The organism is Geoalkalibacter ferrihydriticus DSM 17813 (assembly GCF_000820505.1).
GTDB classification, from domain to species: domain Bacteria; phylum Desulfobacterota; class Desulfuromonadia; order Desulfuromonadales; family Geoalkalibacteraceae; genus Geoalkalibacter; species Geoalkalibacter ferrihydriticus.
The window spans coordinates 111073-135873 of record NZ_JWJD01000007.1 but is presented as its reverse complement, the minus strand read 5'-3'; the positions used below and the strand labels follow the sequence as shown (position 1 = coordinate 135873).

General features: G+C 56.8%; 22 protein-coding genes and 1 tRNA gene. 1 reads left to right on the top strand and 22 read right to left on the bottom strand.

The window, feature by feature from the left end:
• Positions 1-3 precede the first annotated feature (3 nt).
• The 10 genes from GFER_RS14660 to GFER_RS14615 form a co-directional block, all read right to left on the bottom strand.
• Positions 4-1503 carry a hypothetical protein gene (locus GFER_RS14660; protein WP_139172185.1) on the bottom strand — a complete coding sequence of 500 codons (1500 nt, stop codon included), beginning with the start codon at positions 1501-1503 and terminating at the stop codon, positions 4-6.
• Positions 1490-2452, bottom strand: coding sequence for a tetratricopeptide repeat protein (locus tag GFER_RS17915; protein ID WP_052446458.1), 963 nt, complete (start codon positions 2450-2452; stop codon positions 1490-1492). Before GFER_RS17915 ends, GFER_RS14660 begins: the two co-directional genes overlap by 14 nt.
• 32 nt (positions 2453-2484) lie before the next feature.
• On the bottom strand, positions 2485-3321 hold the full coding sequence (locus GFER_RS14650) for a hypothetical protein (RefSeq protein WP_040100612.1): 837 nt from the start codon (positions 3319-3321) through the stop codon (positions 2485-2487).
• A complete protein-coding gene (locus GFER_RS14645) occupies positions 3318-4457 on the bottom strand; it encodes an acetoin utilization protein AcuC (protein ID WP_040100610.1) in 1140 nt (379 codons plus the stop codon). The genes GFER_RS14650 and GFER_RS14645 overlap by 4 nt, the downstream gene beginning before the upstream one ends.
• A 290-nt stretch (positions 4458-4747) precedes the next feature.
• Positions 4748-4822: transfer RNA gene (locus GFER_RS14640), tRNA-Gln, on the bottom strand.
• Between the two features lie 15 nt (positions 4823-4837).
• A complete protein-coding gene (locus GFER_RS14635; RefSeq protein WP_052446457.1) occupies positions 4838-6127 on the bottom strand; it encodes an amidohydrolase family protein in 1290 nt (429 codons plus the stop codon).
• Positions 6128-6138: 11 nt separating this feature from the next.
• Entirely contained in the window at positions 6139-6534 is a 396-nt protein-coding gene (gene panD / locus GFER_RS14630) for an aspartate 1-decarboxylase (RefSeq protein WP_040100607.1), read from the bottom strand.
• On the bottom strand, positions 6531-7391 hold the full coding sequence (gene panC / locus GFER_RS14625) for a pantoate--beta-alanine ligase (protein ID WP_040100606.1): 861 nt from the start codon (positions 7389-7391) through the stop codon (positions 6531-6533). Before panC ends, panD begins: the two co-directional genes overlap by 4 nt.
• A 19-nt stretch (positions 7392-7410) precedes the next feature.
• The gene (panB, locus tag GFER_RS14620) at positions 7411-8214 is read right to left on the bottom strand and encodes a 3-methyl-2-oxobutanoate hydroxymethyltransferase (RefSeq protein ID WP_040100605.1); all 804 of its coding nucleotides are present in this window, start codon (positions 8212-8214) and stop codon (positions 7411-7413) included.
• A 394-nt stretch (positions 8215-8608) separates the two neighbouring features.
• Complete coding sequence (locus tag GFER_RS14615; RefSeq protein WP_040100604.1) at positions 8609-9205, bottom strand: flavin reductase family protein; 597 nt, start codon at positions 9203-9205, stop codon at positions 8609-8611.
• A gap of 331 nt (positions 9206-9536) precedes the next feature.
• Between GFER_RS14615 and GFER_RS14610 the strand changes: the two genes are divergently transcribed.
• A complete protein-coding gene (locus tag GFER_RS14610) occupies positions 9537-9794 on the top strand; it encodes a hypothetical protein (protein ID WP_040100603.1) in 258 nt (85 codons plus the stop codon).
• Positions 9795-9859: 65 nt separating this feature from the next.
• On the opposite strand, the gene GFER_RS14605 is transcribed toward GFER_RS14610, so the two are convergent.
• The 12 genes from GFER_RS14605 to yedE form a co-directional block, all read right to left on the bottom strand.
• A complete protein-coding gene (locus GFER_RS14605; RefSeq protein ID WP_040100602.1) occupies positions 9860-14617 on the bottom strand; it encodes an NAD-glutamate dehydrogenase in 4758 nt (1585 codons plus the stop codon).
• Between the two features lie 275 nt (positions 14618-14892).
• Positions 14893-15765, bottom strand: a complete 873-nt coding sequence (locus tag GFER_RS17910) for a peptidylprolyl isomerase (RefSeq protein ID WP_052446456.1) — start codon at positions 15763-15765, stop codon at positions 14893-14895.
• 25 nt (positions 15766-15790) lie between these two features.
• Positions 15791-16585, bottom strand: a complete 795-nt coding sequence (rsmA, locus tag GFER_RS14595) for a 16S rRNA (adenine(1518)-N(6)/adenine(1519)-N(6))-dimethyltransferase RsmA (RefSeq protein WP_040100601.1) — start codon at positions 16583-16585, stop codon at positions 15791-15793.
• Positions 16582-17070 (bottom strand): DUF2062 domain-containing protein, encoded by a 489-nt coding sequence (locus tag GFER_RS14590; protein ID WP_040100600.1) that lies wholly within the window; start codon positions 17068-17070, stop codon positions 16582-16584. Before GFER_RS14590 ends, rsmA begins: the two co-directional genes overlap by 4 nt.
• A 24-nt stretch (positions 17071-17094) precedes the next feature.
• Positions 17095-18129, bottom strand: a complete 1035-nt coding sequence (tsaD, locus tag GFER_RS14585; protein ID WP_040100599.1) for a tRNA (adenosine(37)-N6)-threonylcarbamoyltransferase complex transferase subunit TsaD — start codon at positions 18127-18129, stop codon at positions 17095-17097.
• Positions 18130-18216: 87 nt separating this feature from the next.
• Positions 18217-19533 carry a PhoH family protein gene (locus GFER_RS14580; protein WP_040100598.1) on the bottom strand — a complete coding sequence of 439 codons (1317 nt, stop codon included), beginning with the start codon at positions 19531-19533 and terminating at the stop codon, positions 18217-18219.
• A 110-nt stretch (positions 19534-19643) separates the two neighbouring features.
• Positions 19644-19919 (bottom strand): hypothetical protein, encoded by a 276-nt coding sequence (locus tag GFER_RS14575; RefSeq protein WP_052446455.1) that lies wholly within the window; start codon positions 19917-19919, stop codon positions 19644-19646.
• A gap of 31 nt (positions 19920-19950) precedes the next feature.
• Positions 19951-21102 carry an aminotransferase class V-fold PLP-dependent enzyme gene (locus GFER_RS14570; RefSeq protein ID WP_040100597.1) on the bottom strand — a complete coding sequence of 384 codons (1152 nt, stop codon included), beginning with the start codon at positions 21100-21102 and terminating at the stop codon, positions 19951-19953.
• 35 nt (positions 21103-21137) lie between these two features.
• Entirely contained in the window at positions 21138-22070 is a 933-nt protein-coding gene (locus GFER_RS14565) for an SPASM domain-containing protein (protein WP_040100596.1), read from the bottom strand.
• A 323-nt stretch (positions 22071-22393) separates the two neighbouring features.
• A complete protein-coding gene (locus GFER_RS14560; RefSeq protein ID WP_040100595.1) occupies positions 22394-23401 on the bottom strand; it encodes a GeoRSP system radical SAM/SPASM protein in 1008 nt (335 codons plus the stop codon).
• A complete protein-coding gene (gene pqqD / locus GFER_RS14555; protein ID WP_040100594.1) occupies positions 23394-23708 on the bottom strand; it encodes a pyrroloquinoline quinone biosynthesis peptide chaperone PqqD in 315 nt (104 codons plus the stop codon). Before pqqD ends, GFER_RS14560 begins: the two co-directional genes overlap by 8 nt.
• Positions 23709-23733: 25 nt before the next feature.
• Positions 23734-24795 (bottom strand): YedE family putative selenium transporter, encoded by a 1062-nt coding sequence (gene yedE / locus GFER_RS14550; protein WP_040100593.1) that lies wholly within the window; start codon positions 24793-24795, stop codon positions 23734-23736.
• Between the last annotated feature and the right edge of the window lie 6 nt (positions 24796-24801).

Below are 24801 nucleotides of genomic sequence, written 5' to 3'. Positions count from 1 at the left end.
TGGTCATTGCGCCTGCCGGCCCCAGGAAAATCCCCAGGGCAGATAAAACAGAGAGAATCGTCCGCCATCTTCTTCGCGGATAACATGCACCAGACCTTTGAGCAGCTTAAACTCCTTCATCGCCCCCCCAGCGCCCTGATAGCTGACCAGAGGAAACAACTCGTAGGCGAGATCTTCGCCGCGGCGCTCTTTCCAGTAGAGATTCCATAGAAGCGAGGAGATCTGATTGCCGTGAGTATCCCATTTGCTCTGATACACAGACCAGAGAGGCGACCAGTTGCGGCGAATACTGTCATGGTCGGGAAAAAACGGTTCAAGTAGCGCCAGCGTGGAAAAATGCGAGACACCCATGCGGCGCTCATAATTGAACAAGGGCCAGAGCGCCACCCTTTTCAGTCGCGTATAATCCTGCTCATCTTCCAAAATCAGCCGCTCCTCAAGGTTGGAGAAGAGAAAGAACAACACGCGACCGCGTTCCCGCACCAGATCTTCAGTGGTCAGGCGGCTGTGCAGATAGATCGGCCAAACTACCCAGCGGCGCTCCAGGACTCCGGTGCGTTCGTAGGAATAAAACGGGAGAAATTTGCGCGATTCTTTGTAGCTGCCTTGCGCATGCCGCACCAGCGGCCAGGGCAGGTTCCATTCTTCGTAATCACGCTCTTGGTCGACGATGTGACTAAAAAAAGGCCACAACCAGGTCTTTTGAGAACGCACGGGCGAATCTTGCGCCAGATAAAAAGGGAAAACGCCGCGCCGATGGCGCGGATTTTCGCCATCCAGTCCCAGGTGCTCATTGAAATAAAACGGCCAGATCGCAAAGCGTTTGCGATAAACCCCTTCTTTTTCGGATCGTCCATAGAGGGGCCAGAATTTAACGCCGGTTTCATTTTTGCCCTCGATACGTGCATATATGGGCCACAGAATGTTGGTGATTTCCGTACCGTCCTTCTGTGTATAACCGTAAAGGGGAAACAACGTGAAACGAATTTCATCGCGCCAAAATCGGTTATAAATTTTACCACCGATGGGGAAAAAAGCGAAATACTTCCCACGCTCTTCATCTTCCCCGTAAAACAAAAAAGGAAACAAAGTAAATTGATCGCCGCGGCCCTGCTCACGGCGATCTAAGTCCGTTTCGTAGAGTCGCAGAAACTGAAAATAGCTTTGCTCGTCCTCGTGCCGACTGGAGGCAACGGGGTAGAGGTACTCACTAATCCGCAGACCGCTGTCGCGATCCTGGGCACGGAAAAATAGCGGGCGCAGGCCATATTCCACCTCCGGGCCTTTGCGCTCATACTTGAACAGGGGCCCCAGCACGCGCAGGCTCGCATAATCGACCTGGGGCGAGCTGCGATAATCAAGGAGAGGCCAGAGAGTGAAAATCCTGTCGTCTTCTTCAACGGCACTCAGCGCGACGCCGGCGCCGCCAACAAGGAGACCCAAGGCAATAACCACCCCGGCGACAAACCGCGAAAACCCCATGACGACCTTAGCTCTGCGCATGCACACGTTCAAAAGCCTCTCGGGCCGGCGCAAAATCTTCATCAATGCCCAAAGCTTCAGCAAAGGCGGCAATAGCTCCCTGAGAATCCTCACAACGCTCTCGGCACAGTCCCAGGAAGTGGTAGAATTCCGGCGCCTGATATATCGCCAGAAATTGCTCGTCAGCGGCAAGAGTTTCCATCTCCCGCCGCGCGGCATCGATGAAGCCTTCACGGAAAGCCGCCAACGCCTCGCCGATTTTTTCAAAGTTCTCGGCCAGCGGGTGATCGGGAACCTCGCCGCGGTCGATGTCGGCAATGCGGCGAGCCAACTCCTGCTTGGCGGGCCCATCGGGCAGTTGGTCGTGAATGCCGCGCCAATGACGGACCGCACCGGGATAATCGCCTAAGTAAAAATCGATTTGCCCAAGATAATTATATATCGATGGATTGCGCGCCGAAAGGCTCAAGGCTTTTTGCAGGTAAGCCAGCGCCGTGAGCAGATCGAAACGGCAGGTGCGCAGTTCGGAAAACATCATACCTACATGATAATAGGCCATGCCTAACTGCATGGACAATCCGGCGTTGTTCGGATCAAGAAGCAGCAGTATGCGAAGCAGGGTGATTTTGCGTCTGATGTAGGGCGGATCGACCTCCCGGGCATCAAGCATGGCGATCTGGCTGCCGATTTCCGCAATGTAGTGAGGATAGGCGTCACGCAACAATTCGGCATAAGCCTGATTGTGCGGACAATCGGGAAACTCGCGCAGGTAGTCGAAAACGCCCTGACCGATAGCATCGTCATCCGGCGGGGAAAGGTCCTCGCCCTGCCTGTGCAAGGGCAGTGGAATTTGCGGCAAAGCCATGGGCGTGCGTTCGGAACCCACGGCGACCGTGGTTCCCGACGGAGGCGTCCAGAGGCGATAATACTGTGGGGAAAGGGATTCGCTGGCAGACATGTGATTATTCATAGCACAAACCTTAATTTTCTCCAAGCATTCGTTCAGCCAAGGCGCTGGGAAAATGTATTGACTCCCGCATGTTGTCCAACAGTCTTATAAATTTTCACGCCATCCCAGGGGCGTCCAAGGATGCCGTCATGAATGGCCCAACTGCGCCCCCGCACGGTTTTTTCCATGCCGGGTCGACGGAAAGGGGATTCTCCGTTGAGACGCTGAAACAGGAGTCCCCCAGGCTGAAATTCTTCATTGATCCACAGCATGAGTTTTTTGCCGCTGAGGTAATCGAATCCATAACCTTCGTAACGCACGGCGTTATCATAACTCAAAGGTTCAGCAATGATAACTGAAATGCCGAGAGCTGCGACAAACTTTTCAAATTGTTCAAAAAACTGGGAAAACATCTGCAATCCACGACGCACCTGATTGGGAGCGAGTCCGGCGGACATGGCCCGCAGTTCTTCGCCGCGATTGCGTCGCAAGGTGCCGAAACAGTTGTCGCGGCCCAGCTCATCGACATCGACGTTATAGCGTGGCGCGTCGAGGTCGTTGATCAGACAGAGGGAGAGTTCGATCTGGCCATAAGGCGTGTCGGCCACCTCCACGAAGAATAAACAGTCCCGTTTCCGGCGACGCGGACGGACCTCGATCCGCACCAGGCCGAGCCCTTCGGGACAGATAAAGGTGACGGCGCGCTGCCCATCGGGACAACGCAGGCTGCCCGGATCGATGGCATAATCGGTAAAAATCCGGCGCGGCACGAGCCGGCGATAAAGCTCTTCCTTAATGACAGGGGCCAGGCGATTGATCTCAACCAAGGAGCACAGCGGCACCCCCTGGGGATCGAGAAGGCGTGCACTTGGTGCCTCCTTTAGGTTCATGGCCCGATTCCGTGGAGGGGAAACAGGTGCCGGTCAAGATACTCCAGGTTTGCATCCAAAGCCTGCTCTGCACGACTGAAATCATCGGATTGAGCCTGATGGGGCAAATCGCGCAATCGATAATCAGGAAAACCCAGAGCGGAAATTGTCCCGCAAAAAACCTTCGGCAAAAAATCCGGCAGTTCCACCCCCTGAATAATACCCCAAAGCAGGGTCCAGGTGCGAGCAACATTAATCTTGTGGTAACCACCGCCACCCAGCACAACCCAGGGCAAATGGCTATCTCGAAACCAGCGGGCGCAGGATTCATAAGCGGCAGTAGTAAGTTCCAGACGCGTCAGAGGGTCGGTACGCAAACCATCAACGCCCATCTGGGTAAGGAGAACATCGGGAGCGAATTTTGAGAGGAGCGGTGGAACGATGTGGTTGAAGGCGCGCAGAAAAAGACGATCATCGCAATGCCGGGACAAGGGGACATTGACGCTGTACCCATAACCGCACCCGCAGCCGAGTTCATCGACATAGCCGGTGTGGGGAAAAAAGTCGTCGCCGGTTTCGTGCAACGAGATGGTGAGCACCTGGTCGTTGTCGTAGAAAGCCTCCTGAACTCCATCGCCATGGTGAGCGTCAAGATCCACATAGGCGACCCGCAATCCCCTTTCGAGCAGAGCGTGGATGGCGATTACGGCATCGTTGAGGTAACTGAATCCCGAGGCCCGAGAAGCCTGTGCATGATGCCAGCCCCCGGCCATGTGAAATGCAATCCGGCAACCGCCATCGGCAACCAGACGGGCCGCATCAAGAGTTCCGCCGCACACCAGGCGCGCCCAATCATAGACCCCGGGGAATACAGGATTTTCCAAATCTCCCAGCCCGAAAAGAAAATTCGCGCGGGGCGTTTCGGCGGCACTGAATTCACGCAGAACGGCGAGATAATCCCGGCGATGAAAGCGCGCAAGATCTGCCTCTTCGGCCTGGGCTGCCTCCAGCACGCGCGTGGCCGGATTGCTCAAAAGACCAAGCTCGTTGATCAACTCGAAGGTCAGCCGATAGCGCAGAAGTTTGAACGGATGCGCTTCACCGTAGGTGTAATCGCCAAAACGGCTTGAATAGATAAAAGCCCGCGTATCCTTCATGGCGCCCCCTGGTTGCCCTTTTTACACCGGGTGCAGGCAAAGGTCAACAGCGGTAAAATTCCCCTAGGATGGAGCATTTGCAGAGGTTCAGCGATGGTGGGAAACGCGCCGGGACGAATTAAAGAAAAATCCGTCCCTTTGATGGGACAATAAATAATTCGTCGGGGATCTCGGACTTTGTGCGGAAAATCAGCAAAAGAAAAGGTGGAGCCGAAGCCCCACCTGGGTGCCCTTCCTCGGAAAGGCGCGAATCCTGACGGGGCTCATTCGAGTGACCCGTTTATTTTAATTGGCTGGGGCGCGAGGATTCGAACCTCGGAATGTTGGAGTCAGAGTCCAATGCCTTACCGCTTGGCGACGCCCCAAAATGGAAGGGTTTTCTAACAAACTTCGTGCCCTGAGTCAAGAGCAAAGTGAACATCGCGGCCGGCGAGAAACAAAGCCTTGACATCCTCGGTGCGCCCGGGTGCAACAAGATAGTCAAACAATTCGCCGGGAGCTGGGATCGTCTCCATGTGCAGCACTTGAAAATGGGCGCCCAGACGCGGCGCGAAACTGCCCATTTCAGCGCCCAATCCTAAAGCACGAGCACCGTTGCAGGTTGCCATGGCGAGGAGATCCCTGGGGCTGAGCGCATCGCCAAAGGCCTGCCGGGCAAAGGCCAGCTCGTCCCACAGCGACAAGGACTCATTACTGGCGAGGCTGTCGGTGCCCAGGGCGAGATTGACGCCTGCGGCCACATATTCGGCAACGGCTGCCAGGCCAACCCCGAGACGCTGGTTGGAGCGTGGGCAGAGAACTACCGAGGCGCCGGCGCGCGCTATGGCGGCACAGTCCGCGGGCTCAACATGAACTCCGTGCACGAGCAGGTTGTCCGCCACCAGACCGCCCCGTGCGGACAAGTAGGGTATGGGCCGGTGCTTGCTGGGAGGCGGCAACATATCCTCCCAGCCGACAAAGGGATAGAGTCGCTCGGCTATGGGCCCGGAAGAATCTTGCAAAAATCGAACTTCGGCAGGGGATTCGGCCACATGAGTCGTCAGCGGCAGTCGATGCCGACGAGCATATTCGAAAATATCTTCGAGATATTGACTGCTGAGATTGTATGGAGAATGGGGCGCAAGCCCCAATCGCAAACGTCCTGCCAGGCACTCATCACTGACTCGGCCGAGAACCTTCAGCATCTGCCGGTTGCGACCGGGGTCCAGACCGAGGGTTTCGAGGTAGAGCCGCCCGAAAAGAGGAGCATTGCGAAAAAATTCGCGCCCCGGCAACCAGGAGAGGACATCGCCGACGGCGCCCGTGCCCGCCTCCAGACAGGAACGAATCCCATCACGCAGAGAAGCTCCCAGCCGCTCTTGGGAAATCGCCCGCTTGACGCGAATGACCTGAAGTATCCAGTCAATGAAATCGCCGGATTTTTCTGTTTCACCCTGCTGCCGAAACCAGTCGGGGAAATGCGTCAATTCCAGATGGGTGTGGGCATTGACCAAAGCCGGCAGCAACAAACTATCATCGCCGAAATCAACAACCGCGGCCCGAGGGTGGGCCGCGGCCATGTCTTTGGCAGATCCATAGGCGACGATTTTTCCGCCCCTGGCCACCAAAGCACCATCTTCGATGGGCTCACGGGTAATGGGAACCAGGTAGCGTGCTCGATAAAGAGTCATCACAGGCGGTTCTAGATGGCCTTTTTCAGATCCGCCTGCCCGCCGGTTTCGACAGTCTGCGAAGTCGAGCGGTTTTTCTCGTCGACAAAAACCAGTTTAGGCTCATGGGCAGCCACCTGCGCTTCAGGAATGTCGAGCCAGCTGGCAATGATCACCAGATCGCCGCGGGACACCAGACGCGCCGCGGCGCCGTTGATGCAGATAGTGCCGCTGCCGGGTTGGCCTTCAATGGCATACGTCTGAAATCGCGTGCCGTAGGTAACGTTCCAGATGTCGACGGCCTCATAAGGCTTAATGTCGGATTGTTCCATCAGATCGCGATCGATGGTGATGGAACCTTCGTAATGCAGGTCGGCACCAGTGACCGTGGCGCGATGGATTTTGGACTTCAGCATTTTTCTCGTCATGATTCTGGAATCTCCTCTCCCAGATGATGGTTGTCGATCAGACGGGTTGCTCCGATTCTGACCGCCAGCAGCAGAACGGCATGCCGATGGACGACATCGCAGTCTGCCAGGGTTTGCTCATGGCAGATCTGGACATAGTCGATCGCCGCTTCAGGTTCTTGTTCAATTCTCTTGCGTACCGCTTGTATCACCCTCAGGCTGTCGCGCTCGCCGCCACGCACCATCGAACTCGCCGCGCGGATCGCAGCGTAAAGGGCCAGTGCCTGTTGCCGTTGCGCGGGCGAAAGATTGACATTGCGCGAGCTCATGGCCAAGCCGTCGGCCTCGCGCACGATGGGCAGCCCCCGCACCTCCACCGGCAGATTCAGATCGGTGCTCATCCGACGAATAACGGCGAGTTGCTGAAAGTCCTTGCGTCCGAAAAAGGCCACATGGGGTTGGACAATGTTGATAAGCTTGCACACCACCGTGGTGACTCCCTGAAAATGACCGGGACGGCTGGCACCGCACAGAGTGGACGTGATTCCCTCAACATTGACCCAGGTGCCATACCCCTGCGGATACATAGCGCCGACCGGGGGCGCGAACAGCCAGTTGGTACCTGAGGCGCGCGCCAGTTCGGCATCGCGGGAAAGGTCGCGCGGATAGCTGTCGAAATCCTCGCCTGCTCCGAACTGAGCGGGGTTGACAAAAATGCTCAGCACCAGAATATCGCCCGTGGCCCGTGCCGCTCGCAACAGGGAAAGGTGGCCTTCGTGCAGGTAGCCCATGGTCGGCACAAAGGCAATACGCAGGCCCTGCTGCCTGGACGTTAGGCAGAGCTGTTGCATCTGTGCAATGTCGGTAATGATTTCCATGAAATCCGTCTTTAAAACCTCAGTCGAAGGAATGTTCCGCTGTCGGGAACACCCCTTCTTTCACGTCACGGATGTAAGCATCCACACCTTCGCGGATAACGGTGGACACGTCGGCATATTTTTTAACGAATTTGGGAGAGTATTTTTCACACAAGCCGAGTATGTCGTGGATGACAAGAACCTGACCGTCACAATAGACACCGGCACCAATGCCTATGGTTGGGATGGATACCGCGTGGGTAATTTCACGTGCAAGGTAGCGTGGAATTCCTTCAAGCACCAAGGCAAAAGCACCGGCAGCCTCAACCGCGCGAGCATCGGCAAGCAACTGCTGGGCCTGTTCTTCCCGGCGCCCTTGCACACGGTAGCCGCCCATGCGATGAATCGACTGAGGCGTCAGTCCGATATGTCCCATAACGGGAATATCCATGGCCGTAATGGCGGCGATCGTTTCGGCGACATTTTCGCCCCCCTCAAGTTTGACCGCCTGAGCGCCGCCTTCCTTGATCAGGCGGCCGGCACTGAGGCGTGCATCACGCAGGTCGACCTGGTAGGAGAGAAACGGCAGGTCGGCCACCACCAGCGCCTGTTGTGAACCGCGCACCACAGCGCGGGTGTGGTAGATCATCTCGTCGAGGGTTACCGGCAAAGTGGTGTCGTATCCGGAAACGACCGTCGCAACCGAATCGCCGACCAGGATCAGATCGATACCGGCCTCGTCCAGGATGCGCGCCAGAGGATAATCATAGGCGGTCAGAACAGAAATTTTCTGCCCGTCGCCCTTCATCTTGCGGATATCGAGTATGGTCTTGCGTTTTTTCACTCTCACGCCCCTCTCGGAACAGACGCGGTACCGAAAATAAAAGTAACTGTTCAGCATGCACCGCAGGGTGCGGCGCGGTAGGCAATGCGATTGAATAGTTACAAAAAAAAAGCCCTTCGATAGCGGGATCGAAAGGCAGAATTCGGCCGTTGGGCAAGGCCCTCGGCAGGGGTTCTTTTGGCCTTCCGTCCCGGTCCTTACGGATCCAGGCGGCATTGTCCTGTTTTCTTTAACGGGTCCGGCAAATCGGTGTCAGCTCCGGTACGGGTTCCGGGCCTTCCGACCATAATCAAAAAGATGTTCTCCCGTTTATCACAGGTTGCGCGACATGGTCCAGTATTTTTTCACAGGGACAGGGATTCCGTAAACATAATAATGCTTCATAAGCTCAGCTTCATTGACCCTTGGCATCCTCAGGAAACAGCCGTGTTCCGTCGCGATAAGCCCGGCCCGCTTTTTCACCCAAACTCCAGTATTCCCTGATGCCGCCGAGATAAACCAGGGGGTCGAAGACGCGAGCGTCCATATTGCCGGAATCGTCAAACGCAGCATCCGCTGCGTGGATTTCGAGAATTTCGCCCAACACCAGGCAATACTCTCCAAGCTGCTGCTCACCCACGACGCGGCATTCGACGTTCAACGGGGATTCGGCCACCAAGGGCACGGCCACCTGCGCAGCGGGTTCCAGGCCCAAACCGGCGTGGGCCACTTTATCAACTTCGCTGCCGGATTTGAGACCGCAGAAATCGGCTTCCATCGCCAGGCCGGCGGGAACCACATTCACGGTGAAAGCCCCTACTCCCTGTTTAAGGTTCTGATAGGATTTGCGACTCTGATGCAAGGCAACGGCCATGGTCGGAGGGGTTTTGCTGACGATCCCCACCCAGGAGGCCGTCATCAAATTTACCGCGCCTTCTTCATCACGGGTCGCGATGAGAGTCGTCGGCTGCGGAAAGAAGGTGACACAGGGTCCAAGTCGACGTTTTTCCATTGAAAAGTCCTCTTTCTTTTGTAAACAGGCGTTACAGGTTGTGTCCGCATTGCAAGCACGGCGTCAGGCGATAATATTTAAGTGGCAAAGTAGCTGTTCTGTGTGCGCCGCAGGCCGCAGCACAATTGGACGTTGCGGCTGAAACGTTTTATTGTAACTAAAAGCGGCAACGTCCGAAAGTACCGCAGGGTGCGGCGGTTGAGTGCTGCGGCTAATGTTTGAGCCGCAGGTGAGTTTTTGCCGCACGCGCTGCCGCCGTACCCTGCGGTGCATGCTGAACAGTTACGTTTTATTTTGACAAGGCAAAGACGGAAAAACAAGGAGGTTTCCCATGAATGGATTATTGATCAAAGACCCGATCCATTGGCGCCCGACCTGGTCATCCGAAATCGGGCAAAGGTTGGAGATTAAGGACAGCACCCAGGGACTGTTCGTCTTTGATCCCAAGCTGAGCCGCGATGAGATTCTGGAGGCCCTCAAGGATATCCCAGCAGAATCCTTCTCCCTGATCGAGCTCGAAGAGGTCGCACAGAAAGACTGTGAATTCACGGCAGATTCGGGGTTGTGCTACCGCCGAACCCCAAACTGAGGATGTTCGGCAGTTTTTGTCCGGCTTCGCGCCCATCTTCGATGCACCAGGCCGTGCTGCTGCGGTTAGATGAGCGCATTCAGGGCACGCCCCAAGACCGTGAAGGGGTGGAAGTTGGCGGGATCCCTGCCCTGAACCTGCTTTAAAAGGGTCAGCAGATTGCGAACTTTTTTACGCCGTGAGGAGAGATATTGCTCCACGTTTCCATCGGCTTCTCTGAGCACGCCGCCGGTCAGATTATAGTGAATGGAATTTAAATCCTGGGTAAAGGTTTCATAGGCCATGCGGTCCCAGCGGTCGCGAACGGGTACGCGCAAGGCCGCTTCACGCATAGTGGCAATCTCGAGATGGGCGCCGAGGTCACGATAGGTGCAGACGATGGTATGCAGATCCTGTCCGGTATCTTCACTGAGGGGCACAAGCGGCAGCAGATCGCTGAGATAGTGAAGAGTCGCCACCTGGCGAGCGAACTGCCGGGAGAGGCCCTTTTCTTCCAAATCGGAGATCTCGTCCCGGCAACTTTGCCATTCGGCGGCGGGGACAACTCCGGCCAGCATGTTGACAAATTCAGAGATATGTTCCTGCCATTCGCTGACGGAAGCCTGGTTGAGTTCGGTCGGCACCTCCTGCTGAAGTGCCCACAAGCAGACTTCCTGCAGAACCTCTGTGTAATTCAAAAGAATGTCATACTGGTGCTCAGCCGGCAGGCGATTGTCCAGGGCAAAGAGCTCCAGGCGTAGAGCCGGGCCCTCAAAAGCCTGGTCGAAAAAGAACTGCACACTGAGGCAGTCCGCCAAGGAGCGGCCTGAGCGACGCCCCAGGCGCTGAATGAAGGCACAACCTCCCAGGTCGACCAGGGTGTTGGTGATGAGGGTCGCCGTGATTTCGCGCGCCAGGGGATGTCCATCGAGATGCTCCCTGAAACGGTCACGGATGGGGGCCGGAAAGTAGCCGGCAAGAAACTCTCGGATCTTCTCCCCTTTGGGCAGTCCCTTGTCGAGGACGACCTGAAACATCTGCATCTTGCTGTACGCCAGAAGAACCGCCAACTCCGGCCGAGTCAGTGATTTGTCGGCACGAGCAAGCAGCTCTTTGGAGGATGGCAAAAACTCACCGGCCCGATCCAGCAGGCCGGCATTGACCAGACGCTCGGCGAGGTCGACAAAAGGTGCGTTTTCGGCGCGGCAGCGACGCAGATCAAGGGAAACGGCGAGGCTCTGAGTGTAATTATTGTGCAGCACCGCAGCACAAACTTCGTCAGAGACTTCCAGCAACAGGCGATCACGTTCTTCAACATCGGCCAGGACCTGCTGTTCGGCGAGATATTGCATGAAAATTTTGAGGTTGACCTCATGGTCGGAACAATCCACCCCCGCCGAGTTGTCTATGGCATCGGTGTTGATGGCCCCGCCGCCCAGGGCGAACTCGATACGCGCCCTCTGCGTCAGGCCGAGGTTGCCGCCCTCGCCCACCACTCTCACCCGCAATTGGCCGGCGTCGATGCGTACCCCGTCATTGCCGCGATCACCGACATCCTCATGTTTCTCGCTGGAAGCCTTGACGTAGGTGCCGATGCCCCCATTCCACAGCAGATCGGCCTCGGCCTGAAGAATCGCGCGCACCAGACCCTGTCCATCCATGGACCCGTGGCGCACTCCGAGGAGGCTGCGTACCTGGGGCGAAAGGGGAATGTCCTTGGCCTGGCGGGAAAAAACGCCGCCGCCTTCGGAGATCACCGCAGGGTCATAATCCTCCCACGAGGAGCGCGGCAGGCGGAACAGACGCTCACGTTCACGCCAGGACGTTTCCGGTTCCGGATCAGGGTCAATAAAGATATGGCGATGATCAAAGGCCGCAACCAGGCGGATTTTGCGTGACAGCAGCATCCCGTTGCCGAAAACGTCACCACTCATGTCGCCGATGCCCACCACCGTAAAGGGCTCGGTCTGAATATCCTTGCCGAGTTCGCGAAAATGACGTTTCACGCATTCCCAGGCGCCGCGAGCGGTGATGCCGAGCGCCTTGTGGTCATATCCTTTTGAGCCGCCGCTGGCAAAAGCATCATCGAGCCAGAATCCGTACTCGCGGGCGATGGCGTTGGCGGTATCCGGCAGATGAGCGGTGCCTTTGTCGGCCGCAACCACCATATACGGATCCTGTTCATCATACGCCACCACCTCGGGAGAACGGATGATTTTTCCAGCGATGCGATTATCGGTCAGATCGAGCAAACCCCGCATCAGGGTCATATAAGCGGCACGCGAGAGCTCGGCACCCTGCTCGCGCGTGGTGAAAGGTGTTTGCACGATAAAGCCGCCCTTGCTTCCGACGGGAACAATGACCGCGTTTTTGGTCATCTGGGTTTTCATCAAACCCAGAACTTCAGTGCGAAAATCATCGGGACGATCCGACCAGCGAATGCCGCCGCGGGCCACCCGGCCGCCACGCAAATGAATGCCTTCCATATCTGCGGCATGCACATAAATTTCAAACAAGGGCCGTGGCGCCGGCATCTCGATGATACCTATGGCGCTGATCTTGAACGCGAAAAAATAGTCAGGGCCGGTGTTTCTCTGATAAAAATTGGTGCGCACAGTGGAATCGATGAGATTGAACAGAGTGCGCAGGATGCGATCTTCGTTGATATCCGCGACGTCTTCCAGGGCCAGGGCCAATTCCATGCGCAGGGGCGATAGGGCCTGCTCCTCGCGCACGGACTGATCCTGCCACTCGTCACGCGGCTGGAAACGCGCGTCGAAATAGTCAAACAGCAGCCGGGCAACCCGGGGATTATGCATCAGGGCAAAAGCGACGCGGCGTTTGGTGAAGGGAGCACCCAGTTGCTGGTAATAGTTGCGATAGCCACGAAAAACATCGATCTCTTTCCAGCCCAGGCCGGTCAGCACCAGCAATCGATTGAGATTGTCGTTTTCCACCCCGCCAAGACGCAGAACAGTCAGAATTTCCAGCAGCTTTTCACGAACTTCGGCCAGGGGCAGGGCATCGGGGTCGGCGTTGCGGATGGCAAAGCTCTTGATGTAGCAGGTTTCTTCGCCCTGCTTCAACACGAAATCCAGTTCTTCAATAACCGACAGATGCAGGTTTTCAAGTAGTGGAATCAAATCGTTGAGGTACGTTTCGCGGCGGCTGTAAAACTGCAGGCGGAAATATTCCTCGGCATTGTGAAAAGGACCCCAGAGGCTGAAAAATTCCCCTCCGTCACGGCGCACGGCTTCCATTCCCTGAATATCGCGTAATGCAAAACGCGGGTGGCTCAGGGCACGATATTCGCTGCTGAATCCCTCGGCGTAACGCTTGTAGAGTTCATCGCCCACTTCTTCACCGAAACGCCTTTCCAGCAAAACGCGCAACTTCATTTCCCAGGGACGGGCAATTTCGGTGAGCCCATTTTCCAGACGGCGCACGTCGATGCGCACCCCAGGCTCCACCGGCGTCACGGTCACATGCAGGCTCAAATATTCCGCAGAAAAATGGATGATGCGCGCCTTGGCCTCCTCGGCGCGGAAAAAGCGCCGGATGTATGCCTCAAGCCGATCAAAATGTTCAGGATCATAGAATTCGCGTGGAAGGATCAGCAACAGGGTCGCACCGTGCACGGACAGGCTCGGAGCAACCACCACCTTGACCCCGCCCTGGCGATAAAGGAAGGTAAAAGATCGCACCATGTTGCGCAATTCCGCGGACTCCAGAAAAAACATTTCGATTTTGGGGAATGTATTGAATATTTCAATGGTCTTATTGTAGTCATGGCATCCTTTCGGGATACCCAGGTCGCTCAGGGCGCTTTCAATTTTGCGGCGCAGCGGGGCAATGGAGTAGGTTGGTTCCTCCAGAAATTTTTGCGAAAAAAGACCGCTGAAAGCATGTTCGCGCCACCTGCCGTCATCAAGCATCTCTCGCCAGCCAAGGTAGCGCAGTCGCTCACCACGAAATACCGGACTTATGACTTCTGTTTCCTCGGCGACAACCTGGTCGGAGCGCAGGATACGACGATGCATCTCGCCGCAGAAACGGGCCAGGGGTAGAGTCTCGCCCACCTTCATTTCAGGCAGGTTGGGAAAAATCCCCAAGGGTTCTTCCACCAGGCTTACCTGAGTTGCGCCTTCAAGTTGCGCTACCTGCCAGCAGCGATAGCCGAAGGGCAGAAAGTTATCGTTCTGCAACCAGTGCCAGAATTCACGATTGTTCGCCTCTCCGGGCAATTTTTCAAGATGATGCAGTCGTGCGGACATTTTTCGTTGATGTGCATGAACCTGCAACACACTGGAGAGCACCTCGGCGATTTCACCTTCGATGCGACGCTGCCGGCTGTCCTGAAATCCCTGCAATTCCATCAGAATCAAGGATTCGCACGGACCTTTTTCCAAAGAGCCGCCAACTTCAACGATTTGTCCTTTTTGCCGGCGGATACGCAGGATCGGATGAGCGATCACCTGAAACCGTACACTCTCGCGATAGAGCAGGGCTTGCAAAGAATCAAGCAGATAGGGCGCATCAGGAGTATTCGTCAGGAGATACCAACGACCGCTACGAGTCCCCCTGACCATACGCAGGGCGACATCATCGCGGCGTGCATCCATAAATTCGAAGACTTCGGTGATCCAGGCGGCAACCTGTTCAGGCGCCGAGTGCAGATAGTAGGAATGGGGGGTGTGTGCTTGCAGGGCACTGGCAAGATTCACAAGGTAGGCGGACTTTTCCGAAGGTGCGAATTTTTCAAGACAGCCCAACACCGCCTCGATCTGAATGAGCGCGGTTTGAAGATCGGCATCTGAGGAAGCAACATCGCTAATGATTTTCATAACACCCCCGGAAAACAGCTGAGATAAACGGAGCGTAACAGTTCAGCACGCAACGCAGGCCGCGACGGTTGAGTGCCGCGGTGAATGTTTGAGCCACAGGCGAGTTTTTACCGCCAGCAATGCCGCAGCTTGCGGCGCGATTGCCCGTTGCAGCTGATAGAGTTACAGCGGAGATAAAAAATGAACTTTTTTAAAGAATAGAAGATGGGAAAAGCTTTGGCAAGCGGCAACCACTGAAGGAAAAGAGCCCCCGCGGAACGAGGGCTCCGCAGGAATCAGGAAAAGATTTCGACATCGGCGTGGGTGCGCAATTCATCGACCCAGTTTTTAAGCAGTTTCACTCCTGCTTCTTCTTTGAGAAAATTGCGCAGACGCGTTTCGGCCTCTTCAAGGCTAAGACGCCGCTCCGGGGTTTTATCCAACACCAGAATCAAGTGAAAGCCATAGGGAGTTTCTACAATTTCCCCAACTTGGCCCGGCTCCTGGGTGAAGGCGGCGTCCTCGAAAGAATCCACCATCTGGCCCCGGGCGAAATAGCCGAGATCACCGCCGGCTTGTGCACTCGGACAATCAGAATGCTCACGCGCCAAGCGTTCGAATTCGGCCGCGGTCGCCTCCTGTTTGATGCGGCCGATGCGCTCCAAGGCCGTCTCGCGTTCATCGCTCTGGGCGGCAACCAGGATGTGCCGCGCATGCACCTTTTCCGGATCGACCATTTTTTGCGGATAGCGTTTGTAGATTTCCTCAATCTCCGTGGCTTGAGGTTCGGGAAGCTCCTTCATTTTTTCGGCGGTCATCAGATTGACGGTAAGATCCTCGCGGACCATGCGGTGGTAAAATTCGGGACTCATACCGGCTTTTTCCAATTTAGCGAAGAACTCATTCTCGTCGGAAAATTGGGCAATGAGCTGGTTTTTCTCTTCCTCGACCCTGGCTTCAGAAGCAACGATACCCGCCGCCAAGGCTGCCTGAAAAATCAGCGCCCGGGCAATCAGCTTTTCCAGTGCCATATCGTAAACTTCCTGAAACTGGTCCACGGATAGCTGATCGGTATTCTTATGGTGCATCTGTTGCGCATAGACCTGCATGGTGCTGTCGAGTTCGTTGCGGCTGACGGGGCGGCCGTTGACTTTGGCGACGGTTTCCAATGTTATTTCTCCTTTGACACGAAATTTATTTCTGCAAAGCCGCAGCGAGTTGCGCGAACTGCTCAAGGGACAGGGTTTCACCCCGCGCCTGGGGATTGATGGCGCAGACCTCGAGCGCAGCGAGCAGATCGGCTTCGGCAAAACCCGCAGCCTTGAGGGTGTTGCGCAGGGTCTTGCGACGCTGGGCGAAGGCGGCCTTCACAACCCGCCGGAAAAACGCTTCATCGGCGACCGGTACACGGGGTCCGGGCAGGGCGTCGAAAGCTAAAACCACCGAATCCACTTTGGGCGGCGGGAAAAAAGCTCCGGGACGGACCAGTACCACGCGCCGCACATCGAACCAAAGGGGGCAAAGCACGGACAAAATACCGTAGGCACTGGTGCCGGGACCGGCGCACAGGCGGTCACCGACCTCCTTTTGAAACATCAGGACCAGGCGCGAAAACAGATGCCGATGGTCAAGGATGCGGAACAAGACCTGGCTGGAAATGTTGTAAGGCAAATTGGCCACCAGGGTATAGGGCGGCTCGCTCAGCAGCTCCTCCCAAGGTAAAAGCAACGCATCGCCGACGTGGATTTCAAGACGGGGGTGGCGACGCTCTTCCAGTCTGGCCACCAGATCCCGGTCGACTTCCATGACCTTCACCTGTCCGGCCAAGCCCAGCAGTCGATCAGTCAAGGCCCCGAGGCCTGGACCAATTTCAAGCACACGACTCTGCTCATCGAGTTGCGCAGCCTGAAGAATGCGTTCAATCACCGAGACGTCGCGCAGAAAGTTCTGACCGAAACGCTTACGCGGCCGATGTTCTTCCTTCATCATTTATCCTTCCGCCGCCGCGGCCGCGGCCAGCGCGGAACCCGCCAGGTTTTGACCACGGGAATGGCACGCACCGTCAATGCATAAGTGATCACTCCGCACAAAACTCCCAGAACAATGCCGCCGACCGTCAGAGGCAAGAACAGATCCCAGCCAAATCTTTTGACGGCTTCGTAGTTGAATTCGCGCACCAGAGCGACCCTGTCCATGCCCAGCAGCAGCCGCCCGGTTTCGTAACCCAGGGCATAAATAAAGGGAGCCGTAAAAGGATTGGTTACCCAGACACCGGCGGCCGCGGCAATTTTATTTTCGCGCAGCAGAATGGCGACAAACACGGCAATAATCATCTGCACGCCAAAGGTTGGCGTCATACCGATGAAAACACCCAGAGCCAGGCCCTTGGCGATTTCATCCGCCGTTCCGCGAGCACGCAGAAGGCGAATGAAATTGAGCTTAAACTGTCGAATTAGAGCCAGGCGCTGCCACATAGAACAGTCGTTACCGCTATTTGCTTAGATCGAGGAAAACAAAAACTCATCGCCCGCCCGGTCAAGAGGCCAGCCGGCCAGAGCGTTGAGATCAAGGGCGGAACGATGCCCCTGAGACAGATAGGCATCGGCTGCGACCGCAAGCATAGCAGCATTATCGGTGCACAGCAGGGGCGTGGGGAAAAAGACCTCGAACTCCCCCTCCCTTGCGGCCTGTTGCAGGGATTGACGCAGACCGCGATTGCAGGCTACCCCGCCGGCCACGACCAGTCGCCGCAGCCCCGTTGCTTTTAACGCCCGCAGGGACTTGGCGGTCAGCACCTCAACGGCGGCGCGTTGAAAACCCGCGGCCAGATCATTGAGATGGCTGCCGCTGATTTCCGAGGATTGTTTCTTCACATAATTAAGAACCGCCGTCTTGATGCCGCTGAAGCTGAAGTCGAGATTATCCTGATGCAACAACGGCCGGGGAAAGACAATTGACTCGGGATCGCCTTCAGCGGCCAGTCGATCGACCACGGCGCCGCCAGGGTAGCCGAGCCCGAGCAGCTTGGCTACCTTGTCGTAAGCTTCACCGGCCGCATCATCGAGGGTGCGCCCCAGAATGCGATAGTGCCCTACCCCTTCGACCAGATACAGGTGGGTGTGTCCGCCGGAAACGATCAGGGCAACAAAGGGATAGGTCACCTCCTGCTCCAGCTGAATGGCCAGGGCATGGCCTTCGATATGATGAACGCCAACCCAGGGAATATCGCGGGCAAAGGCCAGGGCTTTGCCCGTGGCCAACGCCACCAGAAGGGCACCAACGAGTCCGGGACCGCGCGTCACGGCAATCCCCTCAATGGCCTCGATGCCGATCCCGGCACGCTCCAAGGCATCTTCGATCACCACCGGCATCGCCTCAAGGTGTTTACGCGAGGCCAGTTCGGGAACCACCCCACCATAGCGCGCATGGACATCGACCTGTGAGGCAATGATGTTGGACAGCACCTCGCGACCGTCACGCACGACCGCCGCGGCGGTTTCATCACAGGAGGATTCAAGGCAAAGTAAAAGCATAAGGGGAAAATCCTGTCCTTTGTCCTTGGTCCTTTGTCCTTGGTCTAAAAACGAAAAACCAGGGACAAGGGACGTAGACCAACGTTGCTACAAGAGGTTTGCGGCCAGTTCGGCAAGCGGGGAACGTTCGCCCTTGCTCAGAATAACATGGCCGGACAGCTCTTGCCCCTTGAATTTCTCTACCAGATAGCTCAGGCCATTGCTGGAGGAATCCACATAAGGATTGTCGATCTGATAGGGGTCGCCGGTGAGCACGATCTTGGTGCCTTCGCCGGCGCGGGTGACGATGGTTTTGATCTCATGGGGCGTGAGGTTCTGAGCCTCGTCGACGATAAGGTACTGGCGCGGGATGGAGCGACCACGGATGTAAGTGAGCGCCTCGATTTCGAGGAAACCCAGATCGACCAGTTCTTTGTAACCGCGCTTGCGCTTGCCGCGCTCATCGACATTGCCGAGCAGCAGTTCGACGTTGTCAAAAATAGGCTGCATCCAGGGTGCCAGCTTTTCTTCGATATCGCCGGGCAGAAAACCCAGATCCTTACCCATGGGAAAGACCGGCCGTGACACCAGCAAGCGCGCATAACTGCCCTCGTCGGAAACTTTGTGCAGGCCGGCGGCGATGGCCAGCAGGGTCTTGCCGGTGCCGGCCTTGCCCACCAGAGTCACCAGCTGAATATCCTCATTGAGCAGCAGGTCAAAGGCAAACTGCTGTTCGCGATTGCGCGCATGAATGCCCCACAGACCGTCTTTGGGCGGGCGCAGCAGGGGAAGCACCTTCTGCTGAGCCTTGTTGTAGCGACCGATGGCAGTATGCGAGGGATTGGCCTCATCGACCAGGGTCAAGAACTGATTGGGCAGATACTCGCCGGACAAATCGAGAAAACCCTGACCGTAGAAGGTGTCGACCTCCTCCTTGCTCAGCATCGCCTGTGCGGTTCCGGAGTAGAGTTCGTCGATGGAGACCTTATCTGATTCAAAATCCTCGGCGGCCAGGCCCAGGGCATCGGATTTGATGCGCAGGTTGGTGTCCTTGGTGACGAAAACCACGCGGCAGTCGCACTGCTCCTTCAACTGCATGGCCACGGCTAAGATACGATTATCGCCGCGATCGTTCTGCAGTTCCGGGGGCAGCTTGCGAATAAACTCCTCACGATAAATCTCGACCTTGAGAGAGCCGCCCGTATCCAGGGGGACTCCTTCGGTCAGACGGTGCTTGGCGCGCATGCCGTCGAGAATCCGCGAAATATGGCGCGCGTTGCGCCCGGTTTCATTCTGATCTTTTTTGAAACGGTCGATTTCTTCAATTACGGTAATCGGCACCACGACATCATTGTCTTCGAACTTGAACAGCGCCTCGGGGTCGTGCAGCAGGACGTTGGTATCAAGAATGTAGATTTTTTTCATCGGGATCTCATCTCATACGTAAAAGTTGAAAGAGGGTGACCATTCAGTCGCAATGCCCAATTGCGCCGCGGCCTGCAGTGCATGCAAAAGATGTTTGATCATTGCGCGTCTCAGCGGTTGTAGTGAGAGACTTCAATCCCCTCACTGGTGGAGAGCAGCTTGATGTAGACCGGTCGCTGCCGGTAATGCCCTTCAAGAACAACCTCTCCCTGACGATTGAGCGCATTGAGCACCGCCTCGGGAGATTCTTCAATCTGGTAGAGTCGATAGATATTGGTGCGTGCAAGATCCTGCCGCGACAAGGGGTTTTCCGGCGGCAGAGAACATCCGGACAAAACCAAAGTGAAAAACACAAGGGCCGGCAACAGGCGGTGCAGAAGCTTCATGAAAGTGAACTCCTTGTGTAAATGATACTTTTCAGGACCCCGGATGAGCAGCCAGAGAGGCCACCGCACAGACGACGAAGCGCATCTCTTCCAGGGTGTTGAAATACCCGGGGCTCAGGCGCACGGTGCCTCGGGGATAACTGCCGATGGTGCGATGGGCATCGGGAGCGCAGTGCAGGCCGACCCGCGTCAAAACTCCGTGTTCGCGATCAAGAAGAAACCCGATTTCCGCGGGGTCACGTCCCTCGATGGTCAGCGACAGCACCGCACCATGACATAGAGGTTCGCGGGGACCGTAAAGCCTGATGCCGGGAATCCCTTGCAGCCCGGTTATCAATTCCGTCATCAGCTCAGCCTCGTGAGCACGAATGTCAGCCGGCCCCTCGCGCTGAAGAAAGCGGATGCCGGCGGTCAAACCGGCCAATCCGGGCGTATTGAGAGTGCCGGCTTCCAAACGCTCAGGCATCTGCTCGGGCGCCAGCTCGGAGTTGGAATTGCCGCCGGTGCCCCCATAAATCAGCGGGGTTGGATTCAGCCCTTCCCGCACATACAAAAATCCCGTGCCTTGCGGGCCGAGAAGGCCCTTGTGTCCCGGCACGGCAAGCAGATCGATGCCCATATCCACAACCTGGAGGGCAAACACCCCGGCGCTTTGCGCGGCATCGACAAAGAAAAGGATACCTTCGCGCCGGCACCAGGGACCGATCTCCTCAATCGGCTGAAGCGTGCCGGTGACGTTGGAACAATGGGACAGAATCACCATCGCGGTTTTTTCCGCACAGGCGCGCCGAATATCCTCGGGGTGAACGCGGCCGCGTGCATCGGCGTCAACTTTGATCACCTTCACGCCGCGCTCCTGCAGAGCACGCAAGGGGCGAATCACCGCGTTGTGCTCCATGGTCGAGGTCACCACCCGATCGCCCGGTTTGAGCAGCCCGAACAGGCCGATATTGATGGCCTCGGTGGCATTGGCGGTAAACGCAATGCGGGTTGCGTCAGGCGCGCCTATGATCTCGGCTGCTGCCTCGCGCGCCTCAAAAACCACGCGGCTCGCCTCTAAAACCAGTTGATGTCCACCACGACCGGGGTTTGCCCCGACATCTCGCAGGGCTTCGGCGACCGCTTGTCCGACCTCTTGGGGCTTGGGATATGAAGTGGCGGCGTTGTCAAGATAAATGGCCATGGCAGATAATTCCTGAATCCTCGGGCAAAAGCAGATCAGCGCGGTCCACGGCACATCAGGTCGCGCCCCTCGCTGTGCCGCGCGAAAATTTCGGCCAACCCGCGGCAGCCGCCCAAACACAGCGGCAGATCGCGACAACCGCCACAGGCCGCGGGCAACCGGGAGATCGCGGAACGCACGTCCATACGCAAAGGGCTTTGCCAGAGATCGGTGAGGGGTGCACGCAGCAGCGATCCCAAAGCCAAAGGCCAGGACGAGCAGGGGTACAGATCACCGTTTATCGCGACATGCCCCAGGCTGTTGGCGGCTTGACAACCGCCGAATTCGCCGCGCCCCTGATGCCCGGCCGGAAAAAGAATTTCCCAGATAAAGAGATCGTGAATTTCAAGGTCGAGGTCTTTGCGCAAGGCATCGGCATCCCCGCCGATCCGACGGCGCAATTCGTCCACATCCCGGGGGCCGGGCAGATCTTCCTGTTCAGGACTTTCACTATGGCTGGAAACCGGCATGTTGGGCAACTTCAAACGACCGACCTCAAGGCTTCGACACCAGTGCGCCACCAGGGGAAGCTGAGCAAGGTTCGCCCTGGAAGGTCGCAAGAGCATGGCAGGCGCATAGCCCAGGGCGCGCACTGTCCTAACCGCCTCGTCGACGATGGAAAAATCATCCTCGCCAAGGCCGCTGACATCGAGAAACAAAGCATGCACCGGCCATCCGGCAGCCAAACGTGAGAAATCCTGACGGGAAGGTTTGAGTGTCAGCGAAACCTGACAGCCTTGGGCAAGGCAAGAGACAAGCTCATGAATGTCGGCATGCTGTACAGGCGAACCATCGAGCCAGACGAAAAACACGCCGCCCTCAAGCAGACGCTCGGCAATGATCAACAGGTCTTCGCGGGAAAGGTGGAATCCGGGCTGGTAAACATCCCAGGTCACCCGCAACGGGGCATCGAGGAGGTCAAGACTCATAAGATACGATGGGAAGCATACGGAAACTCGGGGGAAGAAGCGACGTCCGGCATCGGACAAAAAGTTGGGGGGCAGTTCCCTGCCCCCCAGACCCTTTTCAGCAGGGATGGACGTTGGAAGAACCGACCACCCGAGGCTTCATGTACTTTTTCATAATGTCTCCCCTTTCTGGCTGTTTTGCGTGTTCACCCTTCTCAGGGCCTGGCTTATGGCTTTCTCCGGACCACCCGGAAAAGCATATGAGAAACCTAAGTAACTGTTCAGCATGCGCCGCAGGGTGCGCCACTATCCGATGTTTCGGCTGAATATTTACCGAACTCGAATCATTTCCAGCAGTGCGGGTCGGGCTCGTCAAAGTCGCCGTTTACCGCCAAGGCCCGCGCGGTACATCCGCCCAAACAATCCGCGAAGGCATCGCACCCTCCGCACTTGCCCTTGGCCGTCTTGTTGCGCATGCGGTTCAAAACCGGGGAATTGAACCAGATTTCATCAAAATCATCGCGCAGTATGTTTCCCACGACCAAGGGAATAAAACCGCAGGGCGTGATGTCTCCATTAGGGCGCAAGTGTAGCGAAAGTTTACCACAAGAGCTTCCTTTTACCAAAGAGTTTTCGCGAGGATACTGAGGCAAGGACGCAATGACCGGATCGTCAAAAGAGATGGCCGGCTCACTCTGTTCGTTTTTAACCGCCAGGGCCTCCAGATAAAAGTCACGCCATTCATCAGGGGTCAGATCAAGCTCCTGGCGATTTTCGAAACCCTTGCCGCTGCACTTGAAATTATGCAGATAAACCTGCGACACTCCATGTTCGCGGGCTAGATCGAGCAGCGCGCGAAAATTTTTGAAGTTAATGCGCGAAATCACCGAACTCATGGTCGTTTTAATCCCGGCGGCGCGCAGATGATCGAGGGCCGCCACGGCACGGTCAAAGGATCCGGGTTGGCAGCGAAAATCATCGTGCAGGTCAGCACGATGACTGTCGATACTGATACCGACGGTGGAAAATCCGGCGCGCTGCAGATTCTCTGCGGCCACACCATCGAGTAGCCAACCGTTGGAGTTCATGGAGACGTTAAGCCCCTGGGAGCGAGCATAGGCGGCTAGCTCGCAAAGGTCGGAACGCAGCAGGGGCTCACCTCCGCCGAAATTGATAAACGGCACCTGCTTGAGGGCCAGAACGTCGACGATGCGACGCAGATCGGCGGTGGACAGCTCCTCACCCTCTTCGTAGCGGCTGTAACAATGGGCGCACACAAAGTTGCAGCGAAAGGACAACGTCCAGTTGAAAGTCAAAGGGGCCGAAAACAAATCGGTAAAGGCATCAGACATATTCCAGCCACCCTCGTTTCTCAAGGTCGGAAATAAAATCGACAACATCGTCGGCCAGTTCGTCGCGCTCCACCGCGAATTCTCCTGCCAGGGCATCGATCACTCCATCGATGCCGCGACTGCCGTCGCATAAACTCCAGATATGCCCCCCGACCAGGTTGAGTTGATGCATGGTCCCGGAAACAATCAGGATCACCGTGCCGCGCTCGTCCACGGCCTCTCCGCGTTCTTGCGCCTTGAGCACTTCTTCTTCACGGCGCTGTTCATGGCGCCAGACGATTTGCGGATTGCGCTTGGGTCGTTTCAAGACATGTCCTCTTGTTCGATGATTTTCAGACGGTTCGCTCGCGCATCACCAGGCCGGTCAAAAGCACCAGCCCCAGACCTACGAGCACCGCAACCTTACCGTAAAAGGGAACACCGGCGGCCGTGCCGGCCAGTCCCCAACCCTGCACCACGGCGGCCCCAATCAGCATTCCGAACACCACCATGCCGGCATCCGTATCTCCTTCCCCCGACTTAACCAGTTGGCGAAAGGGGCAGCCGCCGATAAGCGCCGAAATCCAGCCGACCAGCAGCATCCCGAGAAAACTCCAGACATGATCCAAATGCGCTCCCGGCTGACCATAGAAACCGGGCTCGAAGCGGCCAATGGACAAATTGGCCAGAGCGGCGGCAAGAACGAAGGCCAGCAATCCCCATAAGAGGGGCGCCCGCAGCCCAAGCAACATGCCATCGCGCAACCCCCCGGTAATGCAGAAGCGACTGCGCTGAGCCAAGGCCCCGAGCAGCAGCCCGGCGCCAAGGGACAGCAACAGGGGTGCGTGCTCGGCGGCACTGCCGCGATCGGAAAAGAGCACGAAGGACGGCTTGACCACCAGGAATACCAGCAACAGCGCGAACAGGGCCGGCACCACCAGGCCTGCACCGCCTCTTTGCGGCGTTGAGGCACCAAAATGCACCCCCGCGGACAGACCGCGCAGGCCGATCCAGACCCCGGCGCCAAGGCCGCCCAGGGCCAAAAGAGCGGTTAGGTCGCCAGCGGTCAGGCGCAGGAACAGCTTGATGGGGCAACCGATAAAGACCGCGCAACCGACAATCAAAAAGAACCCGGCCACCAAGCGGCCCATGGGAGAGGTTCCGCCGCGCGAACGAAATTCACGAAAGAAGAGGGAACTCCCGGTCGCACCCAAAACAAAACCGATAAGCTCGGGACGCAGGTACTGCATCCGCTCATTGCCATGCAGTCCCAGGGCGCCGGCGCTGTTTTCCAGAAAACAGGAGACGCAGATGCCTGAGTTTTCGGGATTGCCCCAGACCACAAGTAATACGCCGAACAGACCGAGACTCAGGCTGGCGGCCATGACCATCCAGATTTCGCGCTGCCTCCACATAAGGCG